Raw genomic sequence first — 12,428 nt, 5'->3', positions numbered from 1 at the left:
CCGTCAGGGACACTCCTGCTCGGCGAGCGACGACTTCTCGGAGCCCTGGTCCACCGCGCGGGTCGCACCGCCGTCGACGGTCACCAGCATCGCCCGTCCGCCGTAGCCGTGCGTCTGGTCGTGACCGCGGACGACGACACAGGGAGCCTCCGCCGGGACCTCGACGGTCTCGGAGCGCGTGAACGGCGCGGTGGAGTGGGCGTGCAGGAGTTCCCGGCGGCCAAGTCGCTCGCCGTCGAGCGTCTCGACCTGCCACCAGTCGGCGTAGCCGTCTTCGCCGTCGTCGTCGTGATACAGCGTCACCGAGAACCGATACGCGCCGTCGCCCGCCGGCTCGACCGCGACGGCGGTGACGTTGGCCTCCCGGAGGTCGAGTTCCGGCGTTCCGGTCGGGCCGGTCGAGTCGGTGGCCGCCCCGGTGGCGGGCCCGGGTGTCTCGGTCTCGCTCCCGGACTCGAAGGTCGCACAGCCCGCCACTCCGGTGGCCGCCAGCGCGCCGACTCGGATGACCGTCCGCCGGGTTCGAGGGGGACCGTCGGTCATGCGGACGATTTCGCCCGGACCGGCCAAAAGCGTGTCTCGCGAGCGTGCCGGACGACCTGCCAAAGTTGTATGTTGTGTGGTAGCAAACGTACAGGCATGGCCGCCGACCGAAACGACGGCGCCGCGGAGATGATCGAGCGGTGGAACAGGGTGTTCGGGTCGCTCACGGCCGAACCCCGCAGGCAGATGGTGGTCGCGCTGATGGAGGCCCCGCCCGACCGGGAGCTGTCGCTCCCCGAGGCGGCGAACCCGCCGTATCTGCTCCGGGACCCCGAGGAGCTGTACACCGACCTGGTCCACTCGCACCTGCCAGCGCTGGCAGAGGACGGTTTCGTCGAGTGGGAGCGAGAGCCGCTGCGGGTGCGCCGGGGTCCGGCCTTCGAGGAGGTCGCCGCCGTCTTCGAGGCGCTGCACGCTCACGCCGACGAGATCCCGTCGCAGCTCACCGAGTCGTGCCAGCGGCTGGAGGAGCGCAAACGGGGGTGCGAAACGTGACTCCGACCGACGACATCGCCCTGAACATCGTCCGGGCGATCGCCGCCGTCGAGGGCGTCGAACCGCACGAACTCGGCTTCTCGCTGCACGAGCACGTCTCGACCGACGCGGTGCGGTCGCTGGCGGCGATGGACAGCGACGACTGGGAACTGTCCTTCGAGGTGCCCGACCACACCGTGACCGTCGACGGGCGCGGCGCGATCAGCGTCGACGGCGACCTGGTGGGCCGGAGCGAGGCGCTCCGCTCGGACGAACCGCGGTAGGCAACGGGCGGCCCCGAACCGAAAACAGTCGCGAGAACGGGTCGGCTACTCGAAGACGAGGCCTTCGCTGTCCTCGCCGTAGAGGGGGTACTCCTCGCAGAGGCCCTGGACGATCTCGGCGACCTCGGCCTTCACGTCCTCGTCGTCGGGGTTGTCGATGACCTCGGCGATGCAGTGGCCGACCGTCTCCGTCGCCTCCTCGTCGAAACCGCGGGTCGTCAGCGCGGGCGTGCCCGCGCGGATGCCCGAGGCGACGAACGGCGAGCGCGTCTCGCCGGGCACCGTGTTGGCGTTGAGGACGATCCCCACGTCCTCCAGCGCCTCCTCGGCCTGCTTGCCCGTCACGTCCGGGTGCGAGTCCCGGAGGTCCACGAGGACGAGGTGGTTGTCGGTGCCGCCCGAGACCAGCGAGAAGCCGTGCTCCCGCAGGTGGTCGGCCAGCGCCTCCGCGTTCCTGACGGTCTGCTCGGCGTACTCCTCGAAGTGCGGTTGCAGCGCCTCCTTGAAGCCGACGGCCTTGCCGGCGATGTTGTGCATCAGCGGACCGCCCTGCGTCCCGGGGATGATGGCCGAGTCGACGGCGTCGCCGTACTCCTCGTCGGCCATGACGATGCCGCCGCGGCCGGCGCGGATGGTCTTGTGCGTCGAACCCGTCACGAAGTCCGCGACCCCGACCGGCGAGTCGTGGACGCCGGCGGCGACCAGCCCGGTGATGTGGGCGATGTCGGCCAGGTGGTAGGCGCCCACGTCGTCGGCGATGGCCTGGAACTCGTCCCACTGCACCTCGCGGGGGTACGCGGAGAAGCCCGAGACGATCATGTCCGGCTCGAACGCCTCGGCGTGGGCCCGGACCTCGTCGAAGTCGAGGCGGCCCGTCTCCTCGTCGACCTCGTAGTTCTCGACCTCGTAGACCTGGCCGGCGAAGTTCTTCGGGTGGCCGTGGCTGAGGTGGCCGCCGTGGGTCAGGTCGAGCGAGAGGATTTTGTCACCCGGTTCCAGCATGGCGGTGTAGACGGCCATGTTGGCCTGCGAGCCCGAGTGGGGCTGGACGTTGACGTACTCGGCGCCCCACAACTCCTTCGCGCGGTCGATGGCGAGCTGTTCGACGGTGTCGGCGTGCTCGCAGCCACCGTAGTACCGGGAACCGGGGTATCCCTCGGCGTACTTGTTCGTCAGCACCGAGCTCTGGGCCTCCAGCACCGCCTCGCTGACGTGGTTCTCGCTGGCGATCATCGCGAGCGTGTCCCCCTGACGCTCGACCTCCGCCTCGAGCGCGTCGGCGACATCCGGGTCGACCGACCGGACCGTGTCGTAGTTCATGGTACCCGTATCTCGGCGACGCCCCGTCAATAATCTACCTTTTCGCGGAGCCGGGCGACCGCGCCGCGGCGGCGGGCGCCGAGGGCCGCAGGACTGCCGGGCGGCGGTCCGACCCCATCCGGCGGCCCTGCGGCGGATCCGCGGTCCGGGAGCCGGTCGGGTCAATTCAACGAACCCTGGCGGTAAAATTAAGTGTAATAATGCGAAATACCATAGCTATCAGATGAGTTCGAACTTTCTCGAATCGGACGTGGGTGCGGTTCTGACTGGCGTCTTTCGGGACAGTAGCGGCGTCGTCTACGCGGTCAACCCGACACGCGAGACTGTCTCCGAGCTGATATTCGGGCTGCACGACGTGGAGACGCCGCCGACCGTCCGGCTGCTCGCGCCGGGCGACCCGATCAAGGACGTGCTCGCGGACTTCGTCGTCGCGGGGCGGGCCGCGGACCTGATCGACGCCGGGACGCTGGCGTTGCGGGTGCTGGAGGACGCGCCGGAGGCGTCGCTGCTGGTGACGGAGTCGGCGGTCGTCTCGCTGGTGGCAGGCGACGACCGCGTCGGGGGGCTCTCGGCCGGCGACGGGGCGTTCGTCGGGGACGTGCGGGGCCGCTACGAGCGCGAGTGGGCCGACGCCGAGCCGTACTCGCTGCGCACGCCGCCGCTGTCGGCTGTCCGCGAGACGCTGGCGGCCGACATCGGCGTCGACACCGCCGAGGACTTCGACGCCCTGCTCGACTCTCTGGAGGTCGCGAAGGGCGAAGGGGAGGGCCTCGACGAGGTCGCGATCGCCCTGCTGGTCGCCGCGCGCAACGGCCAACTGCTCTACGACATGAGCAAGTGGGGCGAGGACGTGGGCCTGGCGAGCAAGGCCACCTTCTCGCGGATGAAGACGCGACTGGAGGACAGCGACCTCGTCACGACCGAGAAGGTACCCATCGACGTGGGCCGCCCGCGCCTGCGGCTCCGGCTCGCCGAGGACCTGCGGGAGGTGGACCTGCCGGAACTCGGACAGGTCGCACAGGAGCGGCTCTACGACTGATACGGATTATTGCAAGCGTTTACCGGGTCGACCGCACGACTGCGTGCGGTCGATCCCGGAATGACTTGCAATAATCCGTATAAGCCGCTCGGGTGGCGACCACCGTCGAGGCCTGCCGGAGTGCCGCGAGCGAGTCCCCGGGCTTTTCTACCCGTCGCCCCCTCCGGGCTGGCATGACAGTCGAACTCGTCGGAACCGGCCCCGCCGCCGACGCGGTCGCGGCGGCGCTGGGCGACGTGGACGAACCCGTCGAGCGGCGCGAGCGGGCGGCGCTCGAACCCGGGACGCGGCTCGGCGTCGTCGTCGACCGGGCCGGCGCAGCGACGTTCGAGCGCGCGAACGATCGCGCGCGCGAAGGGGGCGTCCCCTGGGTCGCGGTCGAACTCGGCGGGGTCGGCGGCGTCCCGGTCGTCGACGCCTCCGTCGCCGCCTTCGACCCGGAGGGCGCCTGTTATCGGTGTCTCGCCGCGCGCGTCGAGTCGAACGTCGACGCCGACGCCGAGCCGACCGCCGCGCCCGCCGACGCGACCGCCCGGTTCGCCGGCGCCGTCGCCGGCCGGCGCGCCGCTCAACTGCTCGACCCCGCCGAGGCCGACCCGCTCGGAACGGTCGTCGAACTCCCCCACACCGAGCGGGCGTTTCTGCCGGTCCCGGGCTGTGACTGCGGCGACGGACGCGATCGCGTCCTCGACCGGGGACACCTCGACCGCGACGTGGAGCGGTCGCTCTCGCGTGCGGAGCGGGGCCTCGACGACCGGGTGGGCGTCGTCGCGCAGGTCGGCGAGGCCGAGTCGTACCCGGCGCCGTACTACCTCGCGCAGGTCTGCGACACGGGCGCGTTCGCGGACGCGACCGCCTCCCGGCAGGCAGCCGGGGTCGACCCCGGCTGGGACGCCGCGTTCATGAAGGCGCTCGGCGAGGCCTACGAGCGCTACTGCGCCGGGGTCTATCACGCCCGGGAGTTCAAGACCGCCGCGGCGACAGACCTCGCCGACGCCGTGGCGCCCTCCGAGTTCGTCCGCCCCGAGAGCTGGGTCGGGAGCGGCGAGAGCGGCGCCGACGCCGGCGGCGACAGCGCCGAGCGCCCGTGGGTCCGCGGGACGGATCTGGTGACCGAACAGCCCGTCTCCCTGCCCGCGGAAGTCGTCCACTACCCGCCGCCCGAGCGGACGATCCGGCCGGCGGTCACCACCGGGCTCGGCCTCGGCAACTCGTCGGTCGAGGCGCTACTGTCGGGCCTGTACGAGGTCGTCGAGCGCGACGCGACGACGATCGCCTGGTACTCCACCTACGACCCGCTGGGCCTGGACGTGTCGGATCCGGGTTACGAGCGGCTGGCCGCCCGCGCCGGCGCCGAGGGACTGGACGCGACCGCGCTCCTGCTCACGCAGGACGTCGACGTGCCGGTGGTGGCCGTCGCCGTCACCCGCGACGAGTGGCCGGAACTCGCGCTCGGGACGGCCGCCCACCTCGACGCCGGCCGCGCCGCCCGCAACGCGCTCGCCGAGGCCGTCCAGAACTGGGTGGAACTCGACGGGATGGGCCGCGAGGGCGCCGCCGAGACCGACGGCGCCATCGGCCGCTACGCCGAGCGCCCGCCGCTGGTCGAGGAGTTCGTCAGCCCGGAGACGACTGTCGACGCCGCCTCCGTCGGTCCCGAGACCGTCCCGGAGGGGGGCGCCCACCTCGACGCCGTCCTCGACCGGGTCGTCGAGGCCGGCCCCTCGGTCTACGCCGCCCGGACGACGACGCGGGACGTGCAACGGCTCGGGTTCGAGGCCGTCCGCGTCGTGGTCCCGAGCGCCCAGCCGCTCTTCTTCGGTGACGCCTACTTCGGCGAGCGCGCCCGCTCGGTCCCCGCCGAGATGGGCTTCGAGCCCGCCCTCGACCGCGACCACCACCCCTACCCCTGACTGGTCGCGCCCGTTTCGGGCTCCGACACCCGCCTCGATTATTGTAACCCGCCGACGGCGCGGAATATGGCACGAACCCGACTAATGCGAGAATTTATGCCGTCGGGTGCACACCGTTCACACGGCACCTGGCGTCGCTTCTGCAGGCCCGAAGCGGACCGTCAGAGGAGCGTATCATGGTATCCGAGTTCGACCTCCCGTGTACAGACTGCGACCAGAAGCTAGTGCGGACCGAAGTGGCGTCGCCCGCGACGGGCGGCGAGGTGACCGTCGCCGAGTGCCCGACCTGCGGCAGCCGGTACTACCCCGAGTCGGCGCTCGAGACGGTCTGAGCGGTCGGGATTCTCCGTCGTTTTCGAGCCTCCCGATAGCGACGGGAGCGGCACACGTGGTCGCCGCCTCAGATCGCGAAGGTAACCCGGAGAATGTCCCGGGTCCCCGGGCCGAGCCCGACGGCCGCGGCCGCGACGAGCAACAGGACCGCGTAGCGCGGGCTCTCCTCGAAGATCCGCTCGTCGAACAGCCACACGATACCCAGCGCGACGCCGAGTTTCACGAACAGGAACGGCCACGACGTGCCGATGGCCGCCGACACGGAGGCCGGCTGGATCGCCTGGGTCACGTCGATGATCGCCCGGTTGGCGACGTGTTTCGCGCCGTAGGCCTCGATGGGGTGGCCCAGCTCCGGCAGCCAGTCGGCCGCGACGACGTTCGCCACGCCGTCGATGGCGTGGGCCCACAGGATCCCCAGTCCGACCACGCCCGTGCCCGCGTTGATCTCCGGTTCGAAGCGGTCGGCCGCCCGGTAGATCCCGTAGGCCAGCACGGACGCCAGCCCCACGTCGACGACCAGGATCTGCGGGTAAAAGGAGACGTACTCGCGGGTGAAGGCGACGAAGAAGAGATAGGCGAGCGTGATCGCGAGGATCCCGAGTCCGAAGCCGGCCAGCGCCCGGTAGCGGTTCCGGACCATCTCCTGCGATTCCAGCCACATACTCGCCAGCAGGGCCGCCAGCGTGACCAGGAACACCGTCACGTAGATGATCGGGCTGATGAACAGCACGTTCAGCGGGTAGCTGATGACGGGTTCGACGCCCGCGGCGACCGCGGCGTCGGTCGCGTCCTCGACGACCCGGACCGCGCCGCCGAACAGCATGAACGGGACCAGCGAGAGGAAGAGTCGTCGGTCGCCGCCCACCTCCAGCCGGTCGAGCAGGAGGTAGACCCCGCCGAGCATGAACACCAACACGATCATGTAGCCGATCGTCGAGACGGTCGTGTAGCCGGTCTCCGCGACGACGCCGGTCGCCGCCCGGCAGGCCGCGCCGGTCGCGTGCAGGTCGATCCCGTCGCCCGTCAGGACCGCACAGCGGGCGTTGTTGGCGTCGGAGTAGACCGGCCCCCAGAAGTACTTCCAGATGAACTGGTCGTAGACGCGCTCGGTGGCGACGACGGACCCGACGACGAGCGCCGCCACCGCCGCGGCGAACGCCCCCAGCCAGGTCCGCTCCGTCAGGACCCGCTCGTTTTCCATGGCCGGTACCCCGCGCGTCTCGCTGTTTAGCCTTCCGGTCGTGGGCGCACCGTCGACACGACCGCTCGCCGCCCTCGGCGGGTGTGCCCCCGCGACCGCTCGCGTCCCTGCCCCCGTCAGGCCGAGTCGGCCGCCCGCGCGACCTCGCGGACCGCCTCGTGAGCCTGCCCGTTGCTCGCCACGATACCCTCGCTGTCGGGCGTCCACGGCTCGCCCGCGAGGTCGGTGACCGTCCCGCCGGCCCGCCGGACGAGATGGATCCCCGCCAGCGAGTCCCACGGGTCGGGCATGTACGTCGCGAAGGCCGCGTCGAGTTCGCCGCTCGCCACGAACGACAGCGTCGCCTGCATGCTCCCGAACCGCCGGAAATCCCCCAGCTCATCGATCACCGCCTCGGCGATGGCACCCAGTTCGTCGCCGGTCCCGCGCTCGAACCGCCCGACCGGCGCGACCGCGAACGTCTCCGGGTCCGAGCGGTCGCTGACCGACAGCGCCGACCCGTCCCGGGTCCCCGTCTCCGCACCCGCGGCGTACATGTCCTCGGTCACCGGCAGGTAGACCGCCGCCGCGACCGGCTCGCCGTCGGCCGCCGCGGCGACCGCTGTCGCCCACGTCCGGTGGCCGCGCGCGAAGTTCGCCGTCCCGTCGATCGGGTCGACGACCCACGTGTCCCCCGTCTCCGGGACCTCCGACAGGATCTCCGTCTCCTCGCCGGCCGGCCCCACCGGCACGGCGTCCTCCTCCCCCACGACCGCGTCGTTCGGGAACTCCGCGCGCAGCGTCGAGACGACCTGCCGCTGGGCGTCCCGGTCGGACTCGGTCACCAGGTCGTTCTTGTCCGCCTTCGTCTCGACGGCGAGGTCGCCGCGGAAGGCCTGCCGGGCGACCGCACCGCCCGCCCGCGCCGCCCGCTCGGCCACCGCCACTCGCCTGTGTGCGTCCGTCACGATCAGGGCGTCGGCCGCCCGCCCAATAAGCGAGGCGAAACCGGCGGCCCCCGACGGCGTGAGCGGACAGTCGCAACTACCTCGCCGCGCTCGGCGGACCGTCCACCCGGACGACCACCGAACAGCCGCCGCGGCGCGCGCTGGAGCGCGCTTTCATGCGCGCGACCGTAGCCGCGCGAGGTCTTCGCGAACCAGTGAGCGAAGGCTTGTCAGAGCTTGCTCTGACAGTGGATGAGCATCGCAGGCCGGAGGCCGAGAAGCGCAATCGGCTGGGGAGGTTCGTGGCCGTCTGCGGTGCTGTGCGGTCTTGCTGTTCCTGGCGGACTGAAAGGGCGAGGCGCGTTCGCGTACAGTTTAGTCGTCTGAGCGACCCCTATCCGAAGCGGCCCTTGGGCCGCGAGGATATGTCGCTCAGCGACCGCGAACGCGCCGAGGGCTTTCACCGCTCACCGCCGAGTGCAGTCGAGTCGACTCAGAGTGTGTGGCCCGAGGGCTTTCAGTGCTCACCGTCGAGTGCGCTCGAAGTGACTGTTAGCGAGTGTACCGAAGACTTGCAACACTCACCGTCGGGTGCGGTCGCTGTCCCTCTCGGTTCTCCAGCAACCCCGGCGACAGAAATATAGCCTCCGGCCCCTGGAAAGCCAGCTACTCCGAGCCCTGGGCCTCGTCGGCCATCTCGATGATCGACTCGGCGATGTCGCGGGCCTCCTCCGGCGTGTACAGCGTCTGGTCGCCCCACGACTGGTCGATGCGGACGTAGCCGTCCCTGGTGTCGATATCGAAGAAGGCGGTGTGTTCCAGCGGTGGCACGTCCAGCGGGTTGGTAGCCGTGTCGTCAGTTGCCATACCACATTCTCCGGACTGGATTCCCATAAACCTGCCCCCGACGGGCGAATTTCTGGACGGAGCTTTCGCTCGGGCGGCGATTCCGTGAGAAGTTTGCGAGGGAAGACGCCCCCGAGAGGGACGATCTTCCGCACTGGCGAGGGACCGCGTGGGTCCGGCAGTGCGAGGGAGGGGATTTGAACCCCTGGACCCCTACGGGAGCGGATCTTGAGTCCGCCGCCGTTTCCTGGCTTGGCTACCCTCGCACGCACGCGGAGATTCGGTTGACCCGCATGAATAGGCTACGGTCTCGCCGTCGGGTGGACGACCGGCACGACCCCGACAGTATCGACCGCTTATCGAGTTCCGAATACCGACCCAGGGAGTAACCGGAGCCAATTCCGGACCCCGGCGGAATTTGACCGCGCCAACGCGACGAAACGATTCGGGGTGACTTCCGCGGGGCGGGGCAACGCAGAGACGATGCAACGGACAACCACAGCGGTGCTCGTGACGGTCCTGCTCGTGGCGGGAAGCGTCGGCGGCGTGCTGGCGCTGGCGCCGGGAGCGGCCCCCGTCGCGGACCGACAGGAACAGACAACCTGCGACTACCAGTCGCTGTTCGATGAGACCATCGACTCGGTCGTCTCCGTCCGGACGGGCTCCGGGATGGGCTCCGGGTTCGTCTACGACGTGGAGAACGCGACCGGCGCGAACGCGACCGCCGACGCGTACGTCGTGACCAACGCCCACGTCGTCGACGGCGCGACGGCGGTCGAGATCGAGTTCGACGACGGCGAGTTCCGGTCGGGGACGGTCGTCGGCCGCAGTCCCTACGCCGACCTGGCGGTCGTGAACGTCTCCGACGCGCCCGCGGGGACGAGCGCGCTCTCGCTCGCGGACACCCCCGAACGCGGCGAGCGCGTCGCGGCGCTGGGCAACCCGCTCGGGCTCGAGGAGACCATCACCCACGGGATCGTCAGCGGCGTGAACCGGACGCTCCCGACCGACCTCGGGTTCGAGATCCCCAACGTCGTCCAGACGGACGCGCCGATCAGTCCCGGCAACTCCGGCGGCCCGCTGGTGAACTGCGAGGGTGAAGTCGTCGGCGTCAACACCGCCGGGATCGCCCGGCAGGGCGCCGAGAACATCGGATTCGCCGTCTCCCCGTCGGTCGTCGACCGGGTCGTCCCCGAACTCGTCGCCGACGGCGAGTTCGACTACCCGTTCCTCGGCGTCCGGACGACGCCCGTCACGCCCGCGGTCGCCGACGCCAACGACCTCAACCGCACCGACGGCCTCGCGGTCGTCGCCGTCCTGGAGGACGGCCCCTCTGCCGACGCGCTGCAGGGCGCGACCGAGGTCGAGACCGTCGGCGACCGTCCCGTCCCCGTCGGCGGCGACGTGATCCTCGCCATCGACGGCCGGCAGCTCGGGAGCGGCGAAGCGCTCGGCACGTACCTCCTCACGGAGACCGAACCCGGCGACACCGTCGACCTGACCGTCCTCCGCGACGGCGAAGTCCGCCAGGTCCAGGTCACCGTCGGCGAGCGACCGGACCCGATGGGAACCTGAACCGGGCTCCCGCGCCGTCGGAATCCGGCGAACGCCTATCCCCGTCGGACGCCTACTCGTCGGTATGACCGACGACTCGGTGTCCCCGACAGCCGGAACGACCTCGGCGGCGGACGAGGAGACCGTCCGCGTCTGGCTGGTCGAGCGCACCTACTCCGACGACGAGCAGAACATCATCATCCTCGTCTACGCCACGCCGGACGGCCGACGGTACTTCCGCAAGGAGCGCGCGCTGACGAGTTTCACGGGCGACGTGCGCGAGACGACCGCCGCGGTCGACGTGTCGCCGAACAACCTCGGGACCGTTACCGACCCCGAGGAGCGCGAGCGCTACGCCGACGAAGCCGCGCGGATGGCCGACGCCTACGATCCCGACGACACCATCTGAGCCGCGTCCCGTTCAGTCGTCCAGCCCTTCGAACTCGCGCACCCGCTCGCGCCACTCCTCGGGGATCGGCCGCGACTCCCGCGTCTCGGGGTCGACGAACACCTGCGTCGTCTCCGCCTCCGCCACCACCTCGTCGGCCTGGCGAAGTTCGTAGGCCATCGTGAAACTCGACTCGCCCAACCGGACGACCGAGACGCCCACGTCGACCGTCGTCAACTCCGTCACCGACGCCCGGAAGTCGACATCCAGCGACACAACTACGGCGGTGAACTCGTCGATGTCGTCGAGACCGAGCACCTCCTCGACGTAGGCGACCCGCGCCTCCTCGCAGTAGGTGCCGTAGACGACGTTGTTGACGTGGCCGTACGTGTCGAGGTCGCGATAGCGGACCGGGACTTCGTGCTCGAACGCGGCGTCCATGGCTTCCCGCTCGGACGGTAGCCGGTTAACACTCTCGGGTGCGGCCCACCACGTCGACGGCCCCACCCCGCGAGCGTCGCCCGGACCGACGGGATTACACCGCGGGAACCCGGAGTGATCGGTGATGGACGAGCACACCCGGGACTACGGCGTCGGGCCGCCAACGTCCGGCGATCCCACCGGGTGGCGGGCCGACCGCGGCGCGTCCAACGGGTGGGAACACGGTACGCTCCGGCGGGCCGTCGTCCACGGCGTCGCGCTGTTCAACGCCGGCGAGTACCACGAATCGCACGACTGCTTCGAGGACGAGTGGTACAATTACGGCCGCGGCACCGTCGAGAGCAAGTTCCTCCACGGGATGGTCCAGGTCGCCGCGGGCGCGTACAAGCACTTCGACTTCGAGAACGACGACGGCATGCGCTCGCTGTTCCGGACCGCCCTGCAGTATCTGGAGGGCGTCCCCGACGACTTCTACGGTGTCGACGTGGCCGACGTGCGCGCGACGCTCTCGGCCGCCCTGTCCGACTCCACCGCGATCCACGGCTGGCGGATCGAGCTCGACGGCGGCTACCCCGAAGCGACCGAACTCGACTTCGAGTACGCCGACGGACTGGAGTAGGGCCGACCCCGATGCCGACGTGACACCGCCGCGATAGCTGTCGCTCTGCGTATAAAATACGGAAACCCCCGACCAGCGGTGGCTCTGCGTATAAAATACGGAAACCCCCGACCAGCGGTGGCTGGTCGAGGGTGATGAAATGGCCCGACGGAACGTGTCGGGCGATGAGTGGAGGCGGCGAACCGGGTTTCCCAGAGACTCTCGTACTCCAGTACTCGCCGGAACGCAGGCGGGCTTAACTTCCGTGTTCGGGATGGGTACGGGTGTAAACCCCGCCGCTATGGCCGCCCTAACGCCGATCCGCGGAATCGAACCGCGTCCGGACTGCGTCCGGATGCCAGTATCGGTGATTCGATGGCGACGACCGTAATGTACGTGCAATCCAGGTTCCGCCTGGACCCGTATCACGGGCCCGTGTATCCAATGCGGTATGATTGGTGGCTTCGGTCGGTTAGTGCTCGCGGGCTGAACATCTCGTTGCCTCGATGCGTACACCCCGAGTCTATCGAACTCGTCTTCTACGAGTGACCTCGGCGGTATCTCTTTT

General features: G+C 70.1%; 14 protein-coding genes, 1 tRNA gene and 2 rRNA genes. 8 read left to right on the top strand and 9 right to left on the bottom strand.

All coding sequences use genetic code 11. The annotated features are described in order from the left end of the window. Window positions 1-3: 3 nt before the first annotated feature. The gene (locus tag ACMGFI_RS13355) at window positions 4-543 is read right to left on the bottom strand and encodes a hypothetical protein (RefSeq protein WP_436910257.1); all 540 of its coding nucleotides are present in this window, start codon (window positions 541-543) and stop codon (window positions 4-6) included. A gap of 96 nt (window positions 544-639) precedes the next feature. Between ACMGFI_RS13355 and ACMGFI_RS13350 the strand changes: the two genes are divergently transcribed. Further along, window positions 640-1,038, top strand: a complete 399-nt coding sequence (locus ACMGFI_RS13350; RefSeq protein WP_436910255.1) for a hypothetical protein — start codon at window positions 640-642, stop codon at window positions 1,036-1,038. Continuing rightward, window positions 1,035-1,301, top strand: coding sequence for a HalOD1 output domain-containing protein (locus ACMGFI_RS13345; protein ID WP_436910254.1), 267 nt, complete (start codon window positions 1,035-1,037; stop codon window positions 1,299-1,301). The genes ACMGFI_RS13350 and ACMGFI_RS13345 overlap by 4 nt, the downstream gene beginning before the upstream one ends. Before the next feature lie 45 nt (window positions 1,302-1,346). Here ACMGFI_RS13345 and glyA read toward each other — a convergent pair whose 3' ends face one another. Further along, a complete protein-coding gene (glyA, locus tag ACMGFI_RS13340; RefSeq protein ID WP_436910252.1) occupies window positions 1,347-2,621 on the bottom strand; it encodes a serine hydroxymethyltransferase in 1,275 nt (424 codons plus the stop codon). Window positions 2,622-2,844: 223 nt separating this feature from the next. Here glyA and tbsP point away from each other — a divergent pair, with 223 nt between their 5' ends. The 3 genes from tbsP to ACMGFI_RS13325 all read left to right on the top strand — a co-directional run bounded on the left by tbsP (window position 2,845) and on the right by ACMGFI_RS13325 (window position 5,905). After that, window positions 2,845-3,660: a transcriptional regulator TbsP gene (gene tbsP / locus ACMGFI_RS13335; RefSeq protein WP_436910251.1), complete on the top strand. Its 816-nt coding sequence runs from the start codon at window positions 2,845-2,847 to the stop codon at window positions 3,658-3,660. Window positions 3,661-3,833: 173 nt separating this feature from the next. Continuing rightward, complete coding sequence (locus ACMGFI_RS13330; protein ID WP_436910250.1) at window positions 3,834-5,573, top strand: YcaO-like family protein; 1,740 nt, start codon at window positions 3,834-3,836, stop codon at window positions 5,571-5,573. Window positions 5,574-5,749: 176 nt separating this feature from the next. Then, a complete protein-coding gene (locus ACMGFI_RS13325; protein ID WP_436910249.1) occupies window positions 5,750-5,905 on the top strand; it encodes a DUF7479 domain-containing protein in 156 nt (51 codons plus the stop codon). Between the two features lie 68 nt (window positions 5,906-5,973). On the opposite strand, the gene ACMGFI_RS13320 is transcribed toward ACMGFI_RS13325, so the two are convergent. From ACMGFI_RS13320 to ACMGFI_RS13305, 4 genes are all read right to left on the bottom strand, one after another. After that, on the bottom strand, window positions 5,974-7,107 hold the full coding sequence (locus tag ACMGFI_RS13320; protein ID WP_436910248.1) for a DUF63 family protein: 1,134 nt from the start codon (window positions 7,105-7,107) through the stop codon (window positions 5,974-5,976). A 116-nt stretch (window positions 7,108-7,223) separates the two neighbouring features. Continuing rightward, window positions 7,224-8,054, bottom strand: a complete 831-nt coding sequence (locus ACMGFI_RS13315; RefSeq protein WP_436910247.1) for an inositol monophosphatase family protein — start codon at window positions 8,052-8,054, stop codon at window positions 7,224-7,226. A gap of 645 nt (window positions 8,055-8,699) precedes the next feature. After that, complete coding sequence (locus ACMGFI_RS13310; protein ID WP_436910246.1) at window positions 8,700-8,900, bottom strand: hypothetical protein; 201 nt, start codon at window positions 8,898-8,900, stop codon at window positions 8,700-8,702. A 161-nt stretch (window positions 8,901-9,061) separates the two neighbouring features. After that, window positions 9,062-9,145, bottom strand: a tRNA-Leu gene (locus ACMGFI_RS13305). A gap of 217 nt (window positions 9,146-9,362) precedes the next feature. On the opposite strand from ACMGFI_RS13305, the gene ACMGFI_RS13300 reads away from it, so the two are divergent. Further along, a complete protein-coding gene (locus ACMGFI_RS13300) occupies window positions 9,363-10,454 on the top strand; it encodes a S1C family serine protease (RefSeq protein ID WP_436910245.1) in 1,092 nt (363 codons plus the stop codon). A gap of 64 nt (window positions 10,455-10,518) precedes the next feature. Further along, entirely contained in the window at window positions 10,519-10,842 is a 324-nt protein-coding gene (locus ACMGFI_RS13295; protein ID WP_436910244.1) for a DUF7967 family protein, read from the top strand. 12 nt (window positions 10,843-10,854) lie between these two features. Here ACMGFI_RS13295 and ACMGFI_RS13290 read toward each other — a convergent pair whose 3' ends face one another. Next, window positions 10,855-11,262, bottom strand: coding sequence for an acyl-CoA thioesterase (locus ACMGFI_RS13290; RefSeq protein ID WP_436910243.1), 408 nt, complete (start codon window positions 11,260-11,262; stop codon window positions 10,855-10,857). Between the two features lie 124 nt (window positions 11,263-11,386). Here ACMGFI_RS13290 and ACMGFI_RS13285 point away from each other — a divergent pair, with 124 nt between their 5' ends. Beyond that, a complete protein-coding gene (locus ACMGFI_RS13285; RefSeq protein WP_436910242.1) occupies window positions 11,387-11,881 on the top strand; it encodes a DUF309 domain-containing protein in 495 nt (164 codons plus the stop codon). Window positions 11,882-12,050: 169 nt separating this feature from the next. Here the strand turns inward: ACMGFI_RS13285 and rrf are convergent. Both rrf and ACMGFI_RS13275 read right to left on the bottom strand, forming a co-directional pair. Continuing rightward, window positions 12,051-12,173 (bottom strand): 5S ribosomal RNA (gene rrf, locus ACMGFI_RS13280). 139 nt (window positions 12,174-12,312) lie between these two features. After that, a 23S ribosomal RNA gene (locus tag ACMGFI_RS13275) occupies window positions 12,313-12,428 on the bottom strand; the annotation flags it as partial.

This window comes from Halosimplex marinum (assembly GCF_051414075.1).
In the GTDB taxonomy this organism is placed as follows: domain Archaea; phylum Halobacteriota; class Halobacteria; order Halobacteriales; family Haloarculaceae; genus Halosimplex; species Halosimplex marinum.
This window is presented reverse-complemented; position numbering and strand designations above follow the sequence as displayed.

Coding starts and splice junctions, on each gene's coding strand:
- ACMGFI_RS13355 (WP_436910257.1), bottom strand. CDS start 543: ATGACCGACGGTCCCCCTCGAACCCGGCGGACGGTCATCCGAGTCGGC.
- ACMGFI_RS13350 (WP_436910255.1), top strand. CDS start 640: ATGGCCGCCGACCGAAACGACGGCGCCGCGGAGATGATCGAGCGGTGG.
- glyA (WP_436910252.1), bottom strand. CDS start 2,621: ATGAACTACGACACGGTCCGGTCGGTCGACCCGGATGTCGCCGACGCG.
- tbsP (WP_436910251.1), top strand. CDS start 2,845: ATGAGTTCGAACTTTCTCGAATCGGACGTGGGTGCGGTTCTGACTGGC.
- ACMGFI_RS13330 (WP_436910250.1), top strand. CDS start 3,834: ATGACAGTCGAACTCGTCGGAACCGGCCCCGCCGCCGACGCGGTCGCG.
- ACMGFI_RS13325 (WP_436910249.1), top strand. CDS start 5,750: ATGGTATCCGAGTTCGACCTCCCGTGTACAGACTGCGACCAGAAGCTA.
- ACMGFI_RS13320 (WP_436910248.1), bottom strand. CDS start 7,107: ATGGAAAACGAGCGGGTCCTGACGGAGCGGACCTGGCTGGGGGCGTTC.
- ACMGFI_RS13310 (WP_436910246.1), bottom strand. CDS start 8,900: ATGGCAACTGACGACACGGCTACCAACCCGCTGGACGTGCCACCGCTG.
- ACMGFI_RS13300 (WP_436910245.1), top strand. CDS start 9,363: ATGCAACGGACAACCACAGCGGTGCTCGTGACGGTCCTGCTCGTGGCG.
- ACMGFI_RS13295 (WP_436910244.1), top strand. CDS start 10,519: ATGACCGACGACTCGGTGTCCCCGACAGCCGGAACGACCTCGGCGGCG.
- ACMGFI_RS13290 (WP_436910243.1), bottom strand. CDS start 11,262: ATGGACGCCGCGTTCGAGCACGAAGTCCCGGTCCGCTATCGCGACCTC.
- ACMGFI_RS13285 (WP_436910242.1), top strand. CDS start 11,387: ATGGACGAGCACACCCGGGACTACGGCGTCGGGCCGCCAACGTCCGGC.